The organism is Sphingobacterium sp. JUb20, assembly GCF_004342035.1.
Taxonomy (GTDB): Bacteria; Bacteroidota; Bacteroidia; order Sphingobacteriales; family Sphingobacteriaceae; genus Sphingobacterium; species Sphingobacterium anhuiense.
This window is the reverse complement of sequence record NZ_SLYV01000028.1, coordinates 1-20,356: the sequence shown is the minus strand read 5'-3', so window position 1 is coordinate 20,356 and position 20,356 is coordinate 1. Positions and strand designations below refer to the sequence as shown.

Sequence of the window (20,356 nt, the reverse complement as noted above, 5' to 3'; positions counted from 1 at the left end):
TGCATGAATATAATAACAACAGGCCTCACGAAGGACTTGGCAATCTTACACCAACGGAATTATCAAAAAATATTAGACACAAACAACAAATAAATAAATTAGTAACGTAAATTAGAAAAGTCCAATTCTAGCTGTAGGAAAAATGGGGTACTTACACACTTACAATTTGATTAAAATGATATAGGAAAATCTAATATTCTGTGTTTATTTATATAACGCCAAATATAGCTCTCCCCATTTGTTTTTTTGATTTGAGCTTGAATAATTTCCGTCATTGTAAAATATAATTGTACAAATTATTTATTTGGCTCAAAGATTGTATAAGAACCATCATGAAAAACAATAGCTGGTTAACATACTATTCTTGTGATTGCAACAACAATGTGACCAAAAAATACGTTTATAACTAGGATGATTATACGAACAAAAAATCTGAGAGGCCTAAGCAAATATCAAATAGATCGCTTTTTTAAAGTTGTACTGATTCAACATGATAAAAGGGATATTTTCTTTGATTGTTGGATTTTACTAAATGGTATTTTCAAATATCATGAAATAGTTCCAAATTTTTACATCTCTGAGTATTCCCTACAACCTAAAAAAATATAACAAATCAACTTATACAATGAAAAAACTATTTTTTACCCTTATTATGTCAGGCTGTCTTGCGACTGCTTCAGCCCAGTTTTCCCGTCCTATCAGTATAGGTGCTGGTGCAGGAGTTTCTTATGGCTTGACAGATCTGAAGAATTCAAAAGTAAATTTTGCTTGGTACGGAGAAGGGGACTATTTGTTAAGCCCATTTGTATCTGTCGGATTGCAGGCGCAAAAAGGTGAATTAACGGGTGAGAGTAGGGAGAATTCCTACAAGAATAGCTACTATGCAGGTAACGTGAACGCAAAGTTAAGATTAGGTCAATTTATGGATCTGCCCGATAATTACAGTTATTATACTTTGGGAGCAAGTACGTTTCAACGTATCTTATCAAATGTTTATATCGGGGCTGGTGCTGGATTGATGAAAAATCGGATTTCAACAGATTTTAGTAGTGAGTACAGAGAAGCTATAGCCAATATAGGAGGAGAGATCGCTGAAGACCGATCAGGTATTCACTTTGTTGTTCCTTTAAATGTTGGTTTGGATATTCCTTTTGGACGCACCTTATATGGTCCTAAGTGGGCTATAAATGTAAACTATCAGCACGGATTAAGTTTCAATGATAACATCGATGGTATCATAAACAAAAGTAATGATCAATACGGAGTGATGACTGTTGGTGTAAAATATGCCTTTTTCAACCGTAACTAATTTGATTTAAACTTACTCTACTATAAATAATAACAACCGCAATTATGAAATATCCATGTAGTACAGAATTCACAAATACGAATGCATATAGTTTGGATATTCCATATGACCTATTAAAAAACTAACCGAGCTTGCGAGCTCATGTAATAATTATATGCACATGAATAAAATGAGAAAACACTATCCGACATTTACATTCGGGCTGTTTATTATAGCAGTTTTAGTGTCTATGCAGGCTTGTAAATCAAGCTCATCTATATATAAAGCGCCTAAAGTTGCGGCGTTTCGTGCAGGCGAAATGCCAGCGCCTCCGGGAATGGTTTATGTACCTTCTGGGACTATACTTTTCAAAAGCTCTCTTGACACTGCCGACACGGGTAAAAATGTAAGCTTAAGTGCTTTTTTTATCGACGAAACAGAAGTGACCAATAAACAATATCGTGAATTTATCAACTGGGTAGCGGATTCAATCGCCGTAACCGATTACCTGAATGATGATCAGTACTTCTTAAATACTGGCGAACAGGGAGAGGAAAGAAGAATTGACTGGAAAAAGGTAAAGAAGGCTTCCCCTATTTGGAAAAGCAATGATCCTACTATCCGTGAGCGCTTAGCACCAATGCTCGAAATGAGAGGCTCTCAGCGCACTTTAAATCCAGAGGTATTACGCTACCGTTTTTCTTATCAAAAGACAAAGGGGAATATTAAAAAGGTATATGTGACCGATACGGTTCCAGTGATGCCGGTAGAAGAAATCTGGTCTTCTGATTTCCCAAATGCACAGCTTGCTTCCCTTGATGTCAATTATTTTACTCATCAATCTTTTGATTATTATCCGGTAGTGGGTGTGACCTGGAGACAGGCTCGTGCTTTTACAGACTGGAGAGGTAAAGAGATCATGGCGACTTTAATGAAAAACTCGTATTTGAGTGGTTACCAATTGACTTTGAGTCTTCCTACAGAAGCCCAATGGCAGTATGCGGCTGAAGGTAAATTGGACCCCCGTGATACTTCGTCAACGAAACGCATGACAATTGATGGATCTGAAGGTAAAGAAAAGCTTGCAGTAAACTTTAAGCAGGGGGATGGTACCTATTCTCGTGATGGGGCAACTTTCACCCTTCCGGTAAAGTCTTATACGCCAAATGCTTTTGGAATCTATAATATGGCAGGGAATGTGTCTGAATGGACATTGGATGCTTTTAGTCCTTCTGCAATGGTTTTTGTGAACGATTTAAATCCTGCTCTTTTGTATGATGCAGATGAAAAAGATGCGGATGCACTGAAAAGAAAGGTCGTACGTGGTGGTTCATGGAAAGATAATGGTGAGCAATTGAATACGGATACCCGTAATTATTCGGTGGATTATGAGCCGCACTCTTACATCGGTTTCCGTTGCGTGATGTCGGCATTTGAGATGCCAACGATCCAAAGTAAGACTAGAAAATTTTAAAATATAAATTCAGATGAAGATATTTATAACAATGGCAATGGCTTTAGGATTTGTACCGGTCTTTGCGCAACAAGAAATTCCGGACAGTTTGAAATCGCAACAGGTTACAACTGCCGTACAAGGAGAAGTTTTAATGGATACCATACCGACAACGGATGGTTTTTATCAGGCCAATAATCTGGAAGATGCGGTTCCTTTCGCATATCCAGAGATTAACATGAAGAATATTCGCTTTTATAAGCGAGTGTGGCGTGATATTGATCTGAAAGATGAAAAAAATGCATTGCTTGCTACTCCTGGAAATTCATTAATGGAGATCATTATGAAATCTATCGAAACGGGCAAGTTGTCTCTTTACAGTCCTGATGATGATTCTTTTAAAGGTAGAATGAGTGCCAACGAAGGTATGGCCCGTTTTACGGATAGTGTGCTGGTTCCAATTTTTGATGATGAGGGAAACCAGATCGATTCAAAGATGACTTTAAATGAATTTGATCCTACCCGCGTAACAAAATTTCGTATTAAAGAAGATATCTTCTTTGATAAACAGCGTAGCCGTTTGGAAAGCCGTATTATCGGCGTTGCTCCGCTAATGAATATCACCACTTCGGCTGAACTTGCGGAATCGGTTGGTTCTACACCTGCATTTTGGTTGTATTTCCCGCAGTTACGTTACAGTCTGGTTAAAGTTGATATTACAGATCCGGATAAAGGTCTATACGATATGACGATGGATGATTTATTCGTTCAAAAGAAGTATGCAAGTACCATCATCCGTGAATCATCTGCTGGAGCTTTGAAATTGGGTGATGAAGCACAGCAGGCACAAGATGCACAGCAGATTGAACAAAAGATCGATGCATATAAAAAGAAACTGTGGACAAGTCCTAAAGGGGTGAAAGAAGAAAACTTGGAAGAGTTTATTCCGAATGCTCAGAAACAGAAAAAAGTAAAGAAAAAATAAGCGCAGCTTAATATTGTTATCATAAAAAAAGCATTCTCAATTTTTGAGAATGCTTTTTTATGTTTTATTAGATTCCATTTTGCAAAATAATAAAGAGTTTTTCAAGAAATTGCTTTAATCTTTATCCTTACCAAGGAATCGAGAATAGGCTTGCATAACAGGGTAGAAAAAAGCTTCTAGTGGTGCATATTTAAAATACATTTTGAAACTGGCCCACAATCGGTAAGTTCCGTCTGGTTGTAAAGATACTGGAGTTATTGGTCCGTCCTCAAATCGTTTATCGTGAAAACCAAAGTTACCGGACTGCCAGATTTCTTCCATCATCCAATCAGCATCCAAATGTTCGGGATACGGAAAAGGAAGCATTTTTTTCTCTAGCCCCATATATTTGACTAAAATAACATGGAGTAGATGTATCCACCCTAATATTCCTGTATCCTTATATATTTTTTTTAATTCTTCAGTATTAATTTGTGAAGCAACAGTCTGGTATAAACGTGCAGAGTCGCATATTTGTCGCAGACCTATTCCGAAAAATATTAAATGTTTTAGAATATGTGCATTAACTTGAAAAACTTGCAGTTCATGTGCTAATAATTTAATGGGAACTCCATTTATTATAAGCTCTTGTTGACGATGGCGATACTTTTCTTGTAATTTTTGTAAGTAATTATATTTGAAAGGATTTCCAATATCAAAAAGTTTTTTGTGGTGTTCAATATGGATCCCATTCCAATCATAATCTAAACTAAAACCTGCTGTATCTCTTACATTTAATTTTTTCTCTTGAACTATTGCTCTAGCTTTTGCATACCCATTTTTTTCAAAATACCAATCAATATCACCTGAAACGCGATGAAGGGGTACCTTATAGCAAGCAGCAATGCCTTGTCCTTTCTGTAAAATTGGTTGAAGCCCCTGTTTGATGAAAGAAGTATATTGAGCAACCAAGACTTCATTCATTTTCTTATTATGTCGCTCGATTTGATCGACTCGGACAGTCCATTTTATTCGAATTGATTGTGGTGGTAATTGATTATCCTGCAGATAAGAGAAACTATCATAAATTAATCCATCGACAGTATGACTTATAGCATATGAACGTATTTGTTGCCAATCTGTTTCAGATAATGGTGATTCAAGTACTAACGATTCCTTACCCCAGAGTCCGATGCGTAATAATTGAAAAAAAATATCTTTAAGTCTATTGTCCATCTACTTTTAAAGTATTATTGATCTCAAAAATAACTATTTTTTACTGCTTTCTTAATAATTTAGAAGATAAGTATTAATCTTAAAAATTCTCTCATGATAATTTGCCAATAAGTGCTTCTATTTCCAAAGAAGGTCGGCAGAATATCCTTTATTTTAATATTAAAAGTTAGAAATCACTATACATGGATTTAAAACTAGATCGAATACCAATATTAAAGACCCCAGACTTGTTTGTAGTAGGTGTATCGTAATGAGTTTTTTGATAACGTTGTGTATACCCTACTTCAAATCTTAAATTATATTTAGGATTGAGGACATATGCAACCTTAGCATCGGCATAAACCACTTGGCTTTTAATGCCTTGAGCGATATGGTTACCATACTGGTTGGGAATTGTATTATAAGATTGAAATATATTTCCACCCATATTTGTTCCATCCGCAAGATCTAAACCCTTTTGATTATAATTTAGCTGAGCAGAAAAGTCAAATCTCTTCCATGCATAATTAGCTAAACCTATAATTTCTCTAAAATTCGCTTCTAAAGGATGCGCTAAAGGTTCTGCATTATTACTGTAGTTTGAACCGGAGTTAAAATGTGCATAAGTGTAGGGTCTAGCTGTATTATATTCCAGTAAAAAATTTAAATTCTTAACCTTCAACATATCATAACCTCTTACTCCTAACTGTGCCCCCCATTTATTATGAGCATAACCATTTCCTCCAAAAAATTCTTTAGCCGAAAATTCTCCAAGCAAGAATTGACCATATGCAGTAATGTTTTTGAACAGTGTGTATTTAGAATTCAAACCTAAAAACATTTTATCTGGAGAAGTCGAATTATTCGATTCTACAGGACGTAGAAATATGATTGGATTGATATATGTGAAATCGAATCCTCTTGTACCAGCCGCGTCACGATTTGCCCAAGTGATTGCTTGAAAAAAGCCTATTGAAAAGCGGTTTGTTGCATTATAGTCTATGTACTGAAATACTCCCCATTTCTTACCATCACCATAACTATTTGTTGCATACATTGGATCTGAAAGTTTATTGGTTGGATCGTTCATATATGCCCATACGGAAGTATACTGAACATTTCCAATTTTACCTGTAAGTTTTAAATGGGTATAATTAGAGGAGAAATCTGATAATAACATTGAGCGGTAACCATCACCAATGAAGTTTTTATCGAAAGCTGCAGTTGCCTGAAAATATTTACTAAATGCATAAGTCAGACTAGCCGTGGTATTGCTCCAATCTTTTTTATTTCCCGAGCCAAAATTGCTAGTTCCTTGTCCGGGAACTATCTTGTTGTTATTTATATATTCATCTAAATACTGAGGAAATACTGCTCTATTTGTTGTGAAATTAGTGTAAAAAGATAATTTATTTCCTACGGTTGCACCAACTTGAAATCCTAAAGAATTTATCGAGGTTCTTCTTTTATCTCCTAACGCATCTTTTCCGACTGTTACTTCGGGTAGAAAGTCAGCATATAGACTGTAATCATCTTTTTCGACTTGAATCAGATGTTCGTTGAAAAGCTTACGCATCAGCCAGTTGTCGGAAGTTACTGTCTGATTTGATTGAATAGAATCAAACTTTAGCAATAATTCGTCTGAATATATAAATGGTTTGGATGATGTATGTAAACGTGTTTCTGGAGAATACAAAACGTTATTCATTTTTTGAGAAAACTGGTAAGAGTAAGGCTGATTTTTGATTTGTGCCTTAACTTCGTTTTTACCAATAATTGTAATTATAAACGAAACTACTAAGCCTATAAATTTCAATAAAAAATTTTTCTTCATGAGATTTTATAAAACAGTGGAGATAACAAATTTTATACCACAGCAGCAAAATTAAGATTTTACCTGTTTATTAATTGGGTAGGATATGGATTTAGTGAAAAATTTATTTTACATGTCTTGTATTTAACGTTGTCTGACATATTTAGGTTTATTTAAGATGTTGCGTAATTCCTCTTCTGTATAGTGCCGTTGACCTTTGGCATTTAATTTAAAACCGCACACCAGGCGGAGGCCGCCCATGCAATGAAACCGCTTTTCATAAACTTCCCTGGAGTATCCGGTCAGTTCTAGCAGCTTACTACGGGGGATACCATTTTCAACGCCATGTAGGATACTTTTTGTCCTGTAATGCTCGGCCAATTGTTTTTTGCTGAGCTTGCAGCGCTCAGGTGTCTTGTTGCTTGGAATTTGGCCAATGGAATGAATAAAATCATTTAAAGGTTGATTAAGCTTCCAGGTCATCGCACCGGAAGTCATACCCATTTTAGTTTCAAGTTCTTTTACTGTGGGCGTTCTTCCTAATGTCTTGGCCAGGAGAAGGTAATGATCTTTTATACTGAATTTCGTTAACGGGATTTTCGTCCCAGCCATGTAACATAGATTGTTCCAACCAAATTTTTCCTTAACGTACCATGCCGAAGGATAGTTTTCCGGTTTTAAACGTTGATAATCTTTTACATATTTAATCCGGTGCTTTTTGATCAGTTTAATAACGTTTTCTTTCGCTTCTTCCTCGGTCATCGTGGTGATCCGGTAGTATGGTGGTAACCCAACATATTCCAATACATCTGCCCAGGTGCTGACATTAAAATGGGTCAAATAAGACCGATCATTATAAAGCCCATTACTTTTTAGACATTCTGAGATCGCAGGTGACCGCCGGTGTTTGATGTAATAACGGACCAACGAGTTTTTCAGCTTTCCTTTTGAAGGAATCCGTCGATCATTTGCATCGTATCCTGCTGCGATGATAAATTTATTCCAGGATCCAAAATATTTTATGATGCTTCCCGATTTTGAAGAAAATTCTCTGCGCATAGGGATGCGCTTATTCGCTTGATAGAATTCATGCATCAGCGCAAATAGTTCAGCTTTGACGATAGCTTCGGTTTTTTGGATATGAGGTTGTAGTCCTGCAACTGCAATAAAGTTGTTCCAGGTACCGAAATAGCGTCGGGCTATGGTATTGATGTGTTCCATTTCACGGCGAACAGGTGTTCTACCGTTTTTATTGTAAAACTCTTTTACGATCGAAAATGCGTCTGCGATGATTTCTTCTTGTGTAGGATTCAAATCGTCTAGAAATATTAGTTATTGGAATAAGGTGATAATTGTGAATATTAAAGATAATATTTTTCTTTATTAAAATGAAATGTTACTGTGTAATGGTTAGAATTTAGATAATTAAAAGGTTTGTTGGTTACTCTATAGTAATTAGATTATAGTATTAAGTAATTAGACAAGATAGACTTTTTTTTACGGTAAAGTTGAGATGACTAAAAGGTGAGGTGGTTAGAAGATTACTAGATGCTTTGGCAGGCATGCCACCAAACTGCGTTTTTTCTAAATACTATTTTGGGGTTTTGATTTTTTTTGGATGTTTGCGCTAGGACGATAGTAAAGATTATCTAACGACAGGATATTTCCCTTATCATCCCTGCTGTAGTGGATCAGTAATCTTAACAGCTAAATATGATTTTAAAAAGATAGTAAAATCTCCTAGGCACGAAAATTGTAAAAGCCTAGATTGATTTAAAATTAAATATATGAAAAATCTTAAAAATTTATTTTTACTAACACTATTGGTTGGTGCTACAACATTTTCTTTAACAGGCTGTAGTGATAAAGATGATCCTGCTCCAGAAGGTGGAAAAGCGAAAGTTCAGTACAAGCTGGTTGCTTCAGAGGGAGTTAATATTTCAACAATTGTCTATTATTCTGATAATTCTGTTGTGACTAAAACAGGTGATTTTGGTTCTACATGGACAAGCGAAATTGTGACAAACAATGAAGAAACTACGATGATCAGTGCAAATGCTGTTGGACCATCTGACCAATCTACTTTAAAAGCGCAGATATTAATTGATGGAAAAGTGGTCAAAGAAAACCCAGTGTCAACAGGGAAGATATTGACAACTAATGTATCGTTGAAATAAATTTCGCACAAAAACTATTATTTACCTTATCTAAGGTATAATAAGTTTGATATAGTATGATAATAAGAAGACCGAATGTTTCACCCATTTGGTCTTCTTTATGTTCGTGTATTTGATTCTAGACTAATATGTTGTTCAAATACTTAAATTACCTTTGGAAAGTTTATCTATAGTAGATGTAATGAGATCAGTAGTTATTATGCCTTTTTATTAACTGCAAATAATTAAGCTAATAACTGGAAACTAACAATCTACATTGAGGTAGTCGAAAAATATATGTGCTTTTATGCCGAAAGCTATTTCCAATGCGCAGAATTCATAGATATAAATACAATTAAATTTATAGGGTGATTCATTTAAATATAGATTTAAATTCTGGAATTAATCATTCAAATCTATAATGCTAAAAAAGCATTGGATTAACGTTAAATAAATCAGTTGATTATTTCTTATTTGGATTCTATCTAAATTAAGTTAAATTTGTCGAGCATATGAAATGCTATGAACGATAAGAATGAATTAATTTGTTGTAAATCAATTGATGAAAAGAAGTTTGAATTGATTTATATATACTACTGGGATCAGGTATTACAATATGCAATCAATATTGTTCATGATAGATCTTTGGCTCAGGATATTGTTCAACAAGTGTTTGTATCCTTATGGGATAAAAGACATCAACGTCAAATTGACAATCTCGAAGTTTACCTAAAAAGAGCAGTAAAATATACTGCTTTCCATGAAATCAAAAAAAGACTTAATATAGACGATAATACGAATCTTAGTGATGTTGATATTATCGGTGATCAGGAATCCGATCAAGACATCCTGTATAAAGATTTACATCAGCGACTAGATGAAATCATTACAAAACTTCCTTCCAAAAGTAAAGATCTGTTTGTACTTAAATTTAAAGATGGGCTGGACAATAATGCAATTGCATCTGCTCTGGATCTTTCCGAGAAAACAATTCGTAATAAGCTCTCTATCTGTTTAAAATCGGTAAGGGTAAACCTTAAAAAAGTCGGTTTTTAAGCACTTTAATTTTCTTATTTATATTTAGTATAAATAAATCGGGACATTTTGTATTAAAACTACACTTAGTACTATGGATGTTCATATGTAATCCTCAACAGACATCCTTTTTCTTCTTATGATAATGAACAAGAATATGCAATGTGCTATTCAAGAACTCAGCTAAAAAGATAGCTTAGATGCTGATATTATAGTAATGAGATTACTGAGTGAGGTGTTTTTAATATGGAGGTTTGAAAAATTAAGAACCTTTTAAAGTGATAATAAAACAGTAAATGCAATCTAAACAATTATTTTTAACAGTATTTTTTTTACACATCTCTCTTTTGCTATGTGCACAAAAAATAGAAACGTTTAATCTTTCTGGTTACGTAAAAGATACTTTTGGAAAACCTATCTCTGGGGCGACTATCTATATAAGGGAATTGGATAAGGGTACGACAAGTGATGTGGATGGATCCTATCAATTCTTAAAATTAAAAAACTCTAATTTAAATGTACGCGTATCAAGTGTCGGTTACCATTCGGAAACGAAAACCTTAAATCTTTCCACTAATGAAAATTCCTTTTTGGATTTCCAGTTGCGCCGTGATGAGAAATCACTCGAGGAGGTTTCTGTGGTTGGACAAAGCTTAAACCAGCGAAAGGTACAAGAAATAAAACAATCGGGCTATGCTGTCAATGTCATTGACCTGACTACACAAGTAGATAAGGTTGCAGATCTGAACCAATTATTAAGACGATCTCCTGGAGTAACTATTCGTGAAAATGGTGGAATGGGATCGGATTTCTCGTTTAAAATTAATGGCCTGGATGCGAAAATATTTATTGATGAGGTGCCCATGGAAAATTATGGAAGCTCCATGACCTTGAATAATATTCCGGTCAACTTAGTTGACCGTATTGAAGTTTATAAAGGTGTTGTGCCGGCCTATTTACCGACAGACGTGCTGGGAGGTGCTGTAAATATTATCACAAAACGTAGAAACAAACAGTTTTTTGATTTCAGTTATGGATATGGTTCTTTCAACACACACCAAGCATCATTGATCGCAAATATGAGAGATGCCAAAACCGGCTTGATGGTCAAAGCAGATGCTTTTTTTAACCATTCGGACAATAATTATATGATGTACAGTAATCCCAAATATGGTATTAATCTGGATGGATATTTTAAATCATTTGTCGATGAGGAAACTGGAATTGTGCAGAATCAATTGGTGAAAGTAGATAAAGCCCGCCGTTTTCATGATGCCTATACTTCGGGAATGGGAAAATTGGAGGCTGGATTTGAAAATGTGAAATGGGCAGATCGATTACTTTTTGGCCTAAGCTATTCTGAAAATAATAAGGAAATACAAATGGGCTCAAATATAAAATCGGTATACGGTGGTCGATGGTCCGAAAATAAATTCCTTACACCTAGTATACAGTACCGGAAAAATGGCCTATTTCTTCCGGATCTTTATGTTGATGTTTTTGCGAGCTATGGTGATAGCCGTACAGAGGTACGTGATACTGCAAAGTATCTCTATTACTGGTCTGGGATACCGCAAAGCAATGGCACATTCAAAGAAGAAGCTTATGATCAGATTATAAACAAAAGTTATATTGCAAAAACAGATTTTTCATATAATCTCAATAAGAAAAAATCGCAAGTAATTAATTTGAGCTATAACCTCAGTACCAATCAGCAAAAGAATTTTGATATGATGAAAACTGAGGAATATCGAGAAATCAATAGCAGGCCAAAGCGTCTAAACAAACACCTGATAAATTTGGCTTGGCAAGGGCAATGGTTAGATGAAAAACTAAGTTCTGTGGTATTCTTTAAATATTATGGGATGGATAATAGCTATACTGCAGATGAACGAAAATACGATAGCGACGGAAAACTTATATCAGGAGATGTGGTCCAGTATAATAACTATAAAGACTATAAAAGTGGTGGCTTGACCTTAAGATACCTTTTAAAGAAAGATGTAGGTATCAAAACCTCGCTTGAGAAGTCATATAAATTACCTTCCGTAGAGCAGTTATACGGAAATGTCGTGTATGTATTACCAAATGTTGATCTAAAGCCTGAAGAGTCCAATAATGTCAATCTAGGCATGTTTTATAACGGATATTTTAATGATCAGCATTTTATCAATGTAGATGTCACCACATTCTTGCGCAACACCAATAATTATATACAGATGGTCAGTGCCGGGAACTATTATCGATACTCCAACCTCGATGGAGCAAGATTATATGGGGTCGAGTTTGATGCGAAATACGGCTATAAAGATCTGTTTCGGGTCAATGTGAATGGTAGCTATGATAAAGCAATAGTAACGAAATTACAAACAGGAGAATCTGTTGATAAGGAAGGATCGATCTTACACAAACAACTGCCAAATAGACCTTATTTATATGGAAATGTGGATGTTTCAATTGGGAAAAATGATTGGTTAGGAAAAGGAACCCGGATTGAATTGACCTATATGAATCAATATACCCATAAATTTTATATGAGCTGGGACAATTTGGCTTCTCAAGAGACAAAACTATATATTCCCAGTCAAGACGTTCATTCTGCAATCCTTTCCTACTCTTGGAAGCATAATAAATACGGAATTTCTATGGAAGCTAGAAACTTTACCGATGAAAGACTTTACGATAATTTTGGACTGCAAAAAGCAGGTCGTGCATTCTATACCAAATTAAGAATGTCCATCTTTTAATTTAAATTTTAACAATATATACTATACAAATATGCGTTTTATGAATACTTATTTTAAAAAATCATGTCTGATGGCCGGTGTGGCTTTGAGTTTTGCGGCCTGTAAAAGCTCTTCTGATAATACAAATACAATACCTGATGAAATAGCTAAAGCTTCAAAATATGGTATTACTATTCAGGTGGAAGCTGCGGGAGAAAAACATGATTATATTTTGCCGGTTGAAGACCTGATGAAAGAAGGATCGGTATCTCCTGTAGGATTCGGGATTGACGTGACTGGAAAGATAGATCAAACTTACGGGGTAAGAGAAGGGTCTAATATTTTTATAACAGAGGGTAATGCTGTATTTAAATACTCAGTAGCAACTGGTGATATCGTCGAAAAAGGAAATGCTGTCGTGTCTAATCCAGGAAACTATTTGGGGATGATGAAGTCGGCATTTGTTGATGGACGCGTAAATTTTATCAATTGGTCGGCATCATATAATGCTGCTACAGAAGCGATCGATAAACGTTTATTTATTATCGATACCGCGACTATGATTGTGAAAGGTGAATCGGCATTAAATTTTAAAGTTCCTGCAATCGCTAAAGCTGGTAAACCTAACGAATTTTATGACAAGTCCACCATTCAGTTGTCTCCAACAAGTTTAGGAATTAGAAATGGTAAAATCTATGTGGGATTCTTGTATCTAACACCTGAGTGGGCCGCTCCAGCAAAGCAGGTCGCTTATGTGCTGACTGCGGACTATCCAAGTTTACAAAATCAAAAGATTGCTTCTAATGATAAATATGGACATACAACAGGTACCTGGTATCAAACAAAATCGAGCTTTTTCGACGAAAGCGGAAATTATTATTTCACGACTATCCGTGAAGGAAAGTATTACACTTTATTGCGTATGAAGGCTGGTACTACAGAAATAGATCCAGATTATGCATTTGATTTGTCAAATTATAGCTTATTCTCTGAAGGTTATATGGGACAGCAGTCGGATCAGCACACCTATTTAAAAGATGGGAAAGCATTATTGGGCGCTTATGTTTTTGACATCAATAATAAAGTGATGGTCAAAAATCTAAATGATTCTGGATTAGGGAAAGTTCAGATCGTGCCTTCAAATGGCGTATTAGTCGATGGTGGTAAAGCTTATGTATTTGTGAAAACTGTAGATTCTCAGTGGTACATAGCTTGCTATGATACCGATAAAAACGAATTTAAAAGAGGTATTCAAATCAAAGGTGGAATTACTTCTGCTTATGGTGTAGTTAAATATTAAGACCGCTGTACTTTTCTTTGTTATATTTCATTACTCTTAGTGTTATGGAATATAAACTAGGTTTTCTAGCTTAAACAGTTGAAAAATGAAAAGCGTGAATGATAATTATGGTTATTAGCAACTAATAAAGATCATTTAAACAATAAGAGCCGTTTCAAATTGAAGCGGCTCTTGTTGTTTATGTAATTCTTAAAGCTATTGTGCTTTTAAAGTATTCTTTTTCGTATGCATAACTATCCATTTTCTGGATGATCACCATCACATTAGAATTGTTGGTGCAGATCTTCTTCCTCCCCAACTTGAGGTCACATTTTGCGACTTCAAATTCCCCCATTCTTCATGGTTAGGTAAAAACATAAATTCTGAGTTTCATTAATTAATTTTTTTATATAATATTATTTCACTATATTAAAATTTAATAATAAACCTCCTTATATTTTGAGGCAGTAGGCTCACCTATTTAATCGAATTTTCAATTAAACTATATTTAAATGGCTAGAAGGAAAGTATCTAAAAAATATGTATCACCCGCAGGAAATGAAATTTTGGTTCAAAAGGCCTTTTTTGAAAGATTACGAATAGCCTTGGAAAAATTGATAGGGACTGGATATTTTGAGAAGATTCCAAAAACAACTTTGCTTAAATGTTATAATGTAAGATATCCTACGGTGAAGATTGTAGTGGATCATACAATCATCGTTGATGAAAAAGAGCGTAAAAAATATAAAGAAGATTTTAATAACAGACTAAAGACATTTCAACTGAAAACGATGACAGGTGAATCAATCAGTTATGCTAGTTTCCTTACAGAAGTCTTACTTCTTATTCAGGTATTTAATTTTCTGCCTGAAAATGAATATAAAAAAGAAACAGATATTAAAGCTTTATTGAAACCTTATTTTGAAGGCGAATGGTACAACAGAAATGTTTCGGAGGTCTATTCAAATCTGAACTTTTACAATTATGAGTACTTTGATTTTTACAAAGGATCAGTTCAATTTATTCTTTCAGAATTACGTACTATTAAACCGGGCGGTAGTAATGTGTTGCAGTTATGTAGAGTTCCGCATCAACTTGCTTCAGAGGAAATAGATCATGCCATTCGCCCTATCTCGCGTCTAGGCTATCTACCACCAAATGGTACTGATTGGAATAAATTAGCTTTGATATCTGCAGAACAGTTAGGCCTTGAGAATTTTGAAACACATGAAAAGTTACCTATCTATATACAACACCATGCTCTAAGACGTTACCAAGAGCGGAGTCTTTCTTCCATGGGGCTTGCTTTTATTCACCTAGGTCACATATTGGTTTTTGCGCAAAATCATACTACCGTCGTGCGCAATTCACATATCCTATTAGCATATTATGCTGGGAGACATAAGATCGGTTATTTTGTGGTTACTCATCATCTCGACAAATGGATTGTGCGCACATTTTTATTATTGACCAACGAAGGAACGCCCGAGGGCGAAAAACTGAAAGAGCTTACGGCAATAAATAAAATTGATGCGCAGTATTTGAAAATAGATACTATGGAGGCCTTTATTAATTATGATATTGAAGGGAATGAGAAGCTGTTTGCTATTTTCAAAGAGGCAGGTTGTGCCTCCTTATTTGAATATGCTAAATTCTTTGATCGCACAAATAAACAAATTAAAAATGCAGATTTTATATCTAAATATTTGTCTATTGCAGGAGATCAAGATGAATATTAAAATTACTATTTTTCCTAAACAAGGCTTGCTCATGAAATCGTAACAGTCCTATTTACGCCATTTTGCTCAATAGCTTTCCGGATATTAGTATTTAGTAATTAGACAAGGTGGACTTTTTCCTTACTTCGCCACTGCCCCAAGATCGGATTGTTGTGGATCTAATTGCGTGATAAATGTTTGTTATTTCAATCAAATTGATTAAATTTGTCTATAATATCAAACAATATTGAGGTATGAGTACCAAGAAACAAGTCGTTTTTCCTAGGCTAGCCAAACTTATGGAGCAAGTAGGCGAAAATATAAAACTTGCAAGAAAGCGTCGCAAACTAACAACTATTCAAGTTGCAGAGCGGGCTGGAATTGCGCGCTCAACTTTATACCTTATTGAAAAAGGAGATACAAGTGTCGCATTTGGTGCGTATCTAAATGTGCTCCGAGTATTAGGTTTACAAGATGATGTCTTGCAATTAGCATCAGACGATGATTTAGGAAGAAAATTGCAAGATCTCGAATTATTAAAGTAGACAATGGCACAAAACAAATTTGACATATACGTATATGCGCATTGGAAAGGAATGATGGATCCCAAACTTATAGGGATACTTGCTGCACACTTTGCCAAAGGTAAAAAGGCATTCAGTTTCGAATATGATAAGATATGGTTAAAATCTGAACAGCTTCAAGTTTTGGATCCAGACATTCATTTTTTCGCCGGAACACAATATGCTAATGACAAAGGAAATTTCGGTATTTTTTTAGATAGCATGCCAGACACTTGGGGACGTACACTGATGAAAAGACGTGAAGCTCAATTCGCGAAAGAGCGAAATGAAAAGGCACCTGTCTTGTATGATATCGATTATTTATTGGGTGTTTATGACGAGAGCCGTATGGGCGCATTACGCTTTAAAACGGATATCGATGGTCCTTTTTTAGATGACAATAATCAAAAACCTACTCCGCCCTGGTCATCCATTAGAGAACTGCAACACGCAGCTGACCGGTTAGAAAATGATGGAAGTAACGACGAAATTAAGGAGTGGTTGGCAATTTTAATGGCTCCTGGATCGTCACTGGGAGGTGCCAGACCTAAGGCTAACATTTTAGATGATAACAACGAATTGTGGATCGCAAAATTTCCTTCTAAAAATGATACGTTCAACAAAGGAGCTTGGGAGTTTTTGTCATATCAACTGGCTATTGGGGCAGGGATAAAAATGGCTCCTTCCAAAATAGAAAAGATAACTGGCAATTACCATACATTTTTTACAAAACGATTCGATCGAGAAAAAGGTGATCGCGTACATTTTGCTTCTGCAATGACCATGACGGGTAATAATGAAGATACTGTTCGTGACAATCCGGCAAGCTACCTGGACATAGCTGAATTTATACAAACATATGGAACAGCGGTAGAAGAGAACTTGCAACAGCTTTGGAGAAGAATTGTTTTTAATATAGCGATATCCAATACGGACGATCATTTAAGAAATCACGGTTTCATTTTGACAGATGACGGCTGGGTTTTATCCCCAGCTTATGATTTAAACCCTTCCGTAGAAAAAGATGGCCTTTCATTGAATATTGACATGGACAATAATGCGTTGGATCTTGATCTTGCTAAAAGTGTAGGTGAGTTTTTTAGACTCGACCAAAATCAAATGGATAGTATCATTAGTGAGGTACTGGAAAGTGTAAGTCAATGGGAAAATGTCGCAGATAAAATTGGAATATCAAGAGCAGAAAAAGAATTGATGAGTAGTGCATTTAAAACACAAGTTTAAATAACTAAATATTAAGGTTAAGACAAAGGGGATTTAGGAAAAAGCTTTATCATAAATGTCATCATATTATGAAGAAAAAAATAGATAGTTATGGAAACTAAAAGTTGGAAAGATATTAAAGATACCATTTACGGTGAGGTTGGTACATAGAGAAGAGGTGAGCTTGAAAGAGATTTTTCATCATTTCAGATTGGTTTATTAATAAAAAAAGCACGTGAAGAAAAGCATTTAACGCAATTAGAACTTGCTGAGTTGGTTGATAAAAGGCGAGAGTATATTTCAAAAATTGAAAATAATGGAAGTAATCTCACACTTAAGACTTTATTTGATTGTAGAGAAGGGCTTAGGTGGAAAGGTTAAGATTTCTATTGGACTTTAACATACTTATTTTGAGAAGTATTTAACGATTAAAAAGCAAAGTGAACATGTTGAATAAACTTGACAAAATAGCAGATAATATTTCTTTTTCTGAGCGAGTACGATTGGGTATTCAAAAAGCTTTAATTAAATTAGCTCATGAAACGGCGGAAAAGAATGGGACCTTAGTTGTTAAAATTAATGGCGAGATAAAAGAAGTTGCAGCGAAAGAACTTTTAAATACCTTGCCAAAGGAATAATGAATAAATGTCACCTTTCGCAGATTACACGAACCTTATCTTTTCTTTCATCTGCTACAGGTAATCCTATTACTGGCGTTCGCTAGTTTTGACCAGGCAGAATGTTATCAAACTGCATTTTTTTAAATACTATTTTTTGGTTATGATTTTTTTTCGATGTTGGCGCTAGGGCGATAGTAAAGATTATCTAACGACAGGATATTTCCATTTTCATCCCTGCTGTAGTAGATCACCATTTTTAGTAGGTATACCCTCGGGCTTCCTGCCTGCAGGGCGGGCCTCCAAACGCAGGAGTTTTTTTTGATAGCATGTAGTATGACTCCGTGGCCAGGGTTAGGGGTATTTGGTTCTATGCTTGTTAAAGCAGCGATCCAACCATTCTTGAATATAAGAAACTGAACACTGATTGAGTCAGATTTTAGACCTATATTGGGTTTAACTGCAGGTAGGCCCATTGTTGTAGCTAATTGCTGGAGGTAAACTTTTATTCCCTTATTCGGTGCGGGTGGTATCGTTGTGATTGTAAAAACACCCTCCTCCTCTTCAGGATCAATATCTAAAACATAACAGGGAGAAATCGAATCAATAATCAAAGGTCTTATAGAACGCTTCTTTTTCGTCTCAATGGGGCGAGTGGAGAAGACTATACTCTTGGGTTGCTTAGCCTGTGGTAATGCCCGCAATATGGATTTATCCATCTTAATGGCGGAGGGCACAACCGGACTGCTGGATTGTCTAGCCTGTGGTAAAGCTGGTAATCCAAATTGCATCAAAAGTAAAAATAGCAAATAGCTACGCATGGCAAACCTGTTGCACAGAGTGTCTCTTCTCAAATTATTTGATGGTCTTTATTTAGCACTTTCCAATAAGATTAAATTTAAAAAATATTATCTGTAATCTGTTGATATATTTCTTTGTTTCTCTAAGATAACTATCTTTCCTAAATTACATTCAATCACCCCAATTTAAATGATTTCTAAAATTTTAAATGGTGCATTTAACGAGCTTAGCGAATATTTTTATTGTTAATAATAAAGAAAAAAGCATTGCTACTCATTGCTCTTTTAAGATCGTTGGTAAATAGGGGTTACCTCTTCTATTATATGATTTGAGGTTACAATTTATGACCTCAAAGTTCAAATTCATTTTCTAATAACTCAAACATAAATTCCTAAGGGAATCAATTTCACAATAAATTTCAAACAATTAAAATTAAATCATCAGGGAAACGGGTTATATTTCTTCGTACTGCTTGCTTTAAGACCTTAGTTTCAATTCCATATAATTCTGCGAGATCACTATCCAGCATTACTTTATGCCCTCGGAATACATATATTTTATTCATGACCACCTCTTCGGGTAGTATTGATAGCGTTTCTTGTTGCGCCATAATTGGTTAAATATATTGGTTTTCAATATCTAAGATCGTGAAAAAGTAAAGATATATCTTAACCTTTACACTCATTTTCTTCATCTGATTGTGGTAAGAAGCCAATTACTGGACGCTCACCGTTTTTAAGCGTTATCGGGTTATTAGGTGAATAAGTTAAATCCTAAAGTCTGCGGATAATCCTGCAAGCTACTCGTAAACAAATTCTACACATCATTAATTATTCTAGGATCAGAACTTTTCTGATAAATATTTTAGCATTAATACTAAATTTATTGGTTTAGTGGATTTTATTTTTTAACTTCATTTTGATAACCAATGATATCCTGATATGAGCAATTCATCCAGTCGCGTCGACGATCTTCTGTGGAAATCTATTTTAGAGCAGACCTTTGCGCATTTTTTACGTTTTTTCTTTTCAGATGCCGATGATGTCTTTGATTTAAGTAGACCATTTGATTATTTGGATAAAGAGTTTGAGACTTTGTTTCCACCGGAGCCCAATGGTAAGGGCGTTCGTTTTGTAGATAAACTGGTCAAGGTGCAACTCAAAGATGGTGGGGAGAAGTATGTGTTGTGTCATATCGAAGTGCAGTCCAGTAAGGGGAAGGGAGATCTCGCCGAGCGCATGTTCCATTATTATTATAAAGTCTATGATAAGTATAAGGTTCCGATTACTGCCATTGCTATTTTAACAGATGATAATAGGAACTACAGGCCTTCATCTTATATGAATGAATTTATGGGAACAAGTATCCATTATAATTTTAATTGTTACAAAATTTTGGATCAAGTAGAATGTTGTAAGTAGCAACTTTGTATCAACAGATTTTAGCAAAAGTAATTCGCCATTACATTAGCTAAAATTAAAAAAAGGCCGCATCTTTTGGTGTGAAA

18 protein-coding genes are annotated in these 20,356 nt (G+C 35.1%); 13 read left to right on the top strand and 5 right to left on the bottom strand.

Features of this window, described 5'->3' with window-relative positions:
• Positions 1-625: 625 nt before the first annotated feature.
• The 3 genes from EDF66_RS25610 to gldN all read left to right on the top strand — a co-directional run bounded on the left by EDF66_RS25610 (position 626) and on the right by gldN (position 3,726).
• Positions 626-1,309, top strand: coding sequence for an outer membrane beta-barrel protein (locus tag EDF66_RS25610; RefSeq protein ID WP_132846124.1), 684 nt, complete (start codon positions 626-628; stop codon positions 1,307-1,309).
• A 160-nt stretch (positions 1,310-1,469) separates the two neighbouring features.
• Positions 1,470-2,762 (top strand): SUMF1/EgtB/PvdO family nonheme iron enzyme, encoded by a 1,293-nt coding sequence (locus tag EDF66_RS25605; RefSeq protein WP_165902529.1) that lies wholly within the window; start codon positions 1,470-1,472, stop codon positions 2,760-2,762.
• Positions 2,763-2,775: 13 nt separating this feature from the next.
• Positions 2,776-3,726 carry a gliding motility protein GldN gene (gene gldN / locus EDF66_RS25600; RefSeq protein WP_132846121.1) on the top strand — a complete coding sequence of 317 codons (951 nt, stop codon included), beginning with the start codon at positions 2,776-2,778 and terminating at the stop codon, positions 3,724-3,726.
• A gap of 114 nt (positions 3,727-3,840) precedes the next feature.
• Here gldN and EDF66_RS25595 read toward each other — a convergent pair whose 3' ends face one another.
• The 3 genes from EDF66_RS25595 to EDF66_RS25585 form a co-directional block, all read right to left on the bottom strand.
• Positions 3,841-4,941 carry a nucleotidyltransferase family protein gene (locus EDF66_RS25595; RefSeq protein WP_132846119.1) on the bottom strand — a complete coding sequence of 367 codons (1,101 nt, stop codon included), beginning with the start codon at positions 4,939-4,941 and terminating at the stop codon, positions 3,841-3,843.
• Between the two features lie 166 nt (positions 4,942-5,107).
• The gene (locus tag EDF66_RS25590; RefSeq protein ID WP_132846117.1) at positions 5,108-6,754 is read right to left on the bottom strand and encodes a gliding motility protein RemB; all 1,647 of its coding nucleotides are present in this window, start codon (positions 6,752-6,754) and stop codon (positions 5,108-5,110) included.
• A 123-nt stretch (positions 6,755-6,877) separates the two neighbouring features.
• Positions 6,878-8,047 carry a homing endonuclease associated repeat-containing protein gene (locus EDF66_RS25585; RefSeq protein WP_132846115.1) on the bottom strand — a complete coding sequence of 390 codons (1,170 nt, stop codon included), beginning with the start codon at positions 8,045-8,047 and terminating at the stop codon, positions 6,878-6,880.
• A 473-nt stretch (positions 8,048-8,520) separates the two neighbouring features.
• Between EDF66_RS25585 and EDF66_RS25580 the strand changes: the two genes are divergently transcribed.
• The 9 genes from EDF66_RS25580 to EDF66_RS25535 all read left to right on the top strand — a co-directional run bounded on the left by EDF66_RS25580 (position 8,521) and on the right by EDF66_RS25535 (position 18,069).
• The gene (locus EDF66_RS25580) at positions 8,521-8,910 is read left to right on the top strand and encodes an MmpS family transport accessory protein (RefSeq protein ID WP_132846113.1); all 390 of its coding nucleotides are present in this window, start codon (positions 8,521-8,523) and stop codon (positions 8,908-8,910) included.
• A gap of 501 nt (positions 8,911-9,411) precedes the next feature.
• Complete coding sequence (locus EDF66_RS25575; RefSeq protein ID WP_132846111.1) at positions 9,412-9,945, top strand: RNA polymerase sigma factor; 534 nt, start codon at positions 9,412-9,414, stop codon at positions 9,943-9,945.
• A 275-nt stretch (positions 9,946-10,220) separates the two neighbouring features.
• Complete coding sequence (locus EDF66_RS25570; protein WP_132846110.1) at positions 10,221-12,671, top strand: TonB-dependent receptor; 2,451 nt, start codon at positions 10,221-10,223, stop codon at positions 12,669-12,671.
• Between the two features lie 40 nt (positions 12,672-12,711).
• The gene (locus EDF66_RS25565; RefSeq protein ID WP_132846109.1) at positions 12,712-13,950 is read left to right on the top strand and encodes a hypothetical protein; all 1,239 of its coding nucleotides are present in this window, start codon (positions 12,712-12,714) and stop codon (positions 13,948-13,950) included.
• Positions 13,951-14,441: 491 nt separating this feature from the next.
• The gene (locus EDF66_RS25555) at positions 14,442-15,668 is read left to right on the top strand and encodes a hypothetical protein (protein WP_132846107.1); all 1,227 of its coding nucleotides are present in this window, start codon (positions 14,442-14,444) and stop codon (positions 15,666-15,668) included.
• Positions 15,669-15,901: 233 nt separating this feature from the next.
• Positions 15,902-16,192: a helix-turn-helix domain-containing protein gene (locus EDF66_RS25550; RefSeq protein ID WP_132846105.1), complete on the top strand. Its 291-nt coding sequence runs from the start codon at positions 15,902-15,904 to the stop codon at positions 16,190-16,192.
• Between the two features lie 3 nt (positions 16,193-16,195).
• Positions 16,196-17,452, top strand: a complete 1,257-nt coding sequence (locus tag EDF66_RS25545; RefSeq protein ID WP_132846103.1) for a type II toxin-antitoxin system HipA family toxin — start codon at positions 16,196-16,198, stop codon at positions 17,450-17,452.
• A gap of 252 nt (positions 17,453-17,704) precedes the next feature.
• Positions 17,705-17,812 (top strand): hypothetical protein, encoded by a 108-nt coding sequence (locus tag EDF66_RS26665; protein ID WP_409049541.1) that lies wholly within the window; start codon positions 17,705-17,707, stop codon positions 17,810-17,812.
• Between the two features lie 65 nt (positions 17,813-17,877).
• Positions 17,878-18,069, top strand: a complete 192-nt coding sequence (locus EDF66_RS25535; RefSeq protein ID WP_132846101.1) for a hypothetical protein — start codon at positions 17,878-17,880, stop codon at positions 18,067-18,069.
• Positions 18,070-18,209: 140 nt separating this feature from the next.
• Here EDF66_RS25535 and EDF66_RS25530 read toward each other — a convergent pair whose 3' ends face one another.
• Positions 18,210-18,869, bottom strand: coding sequence for a hypothetical protein (locus EDF66_RS25530; RefSeq protein WP_132846100.1), 660 nt, complete (start codon positions 18,867-18,869; stop codon positions 18,210-18,212).
• A gap of 398 nt (positions 18,870-19,267) precedes the next feature.
• Positions 19,268-19,459 (bottom strand): ORF6N domain-containing protein, encoded by a 192-nt coding sequence (locus EDF66_RS25525; RefSeq protein ID WP_243656145.1) that lies wholly within the window; start codon positions 19,457-19,459, stop codon positions 19,268-19,270.
• Positions 19,460-19,790: 331 nt separating this feature from the next.
• On the opposite strand from EDF66_RS25525, the gene EDF66_RS25520 reads away from it, so the two are divergent.
• Complete coding sequence (locus EDF66_RS25520; RefSeq protein ID WP_132846098.1) at positions 19,791-20,270, top strand: hypothetical protein; 480 nt, start codon at positions 19,791-19,793, stop codon at positions 20,268-20,270.
• Positions 20,271-20,356: the final 86 nt, after the last annotated feature.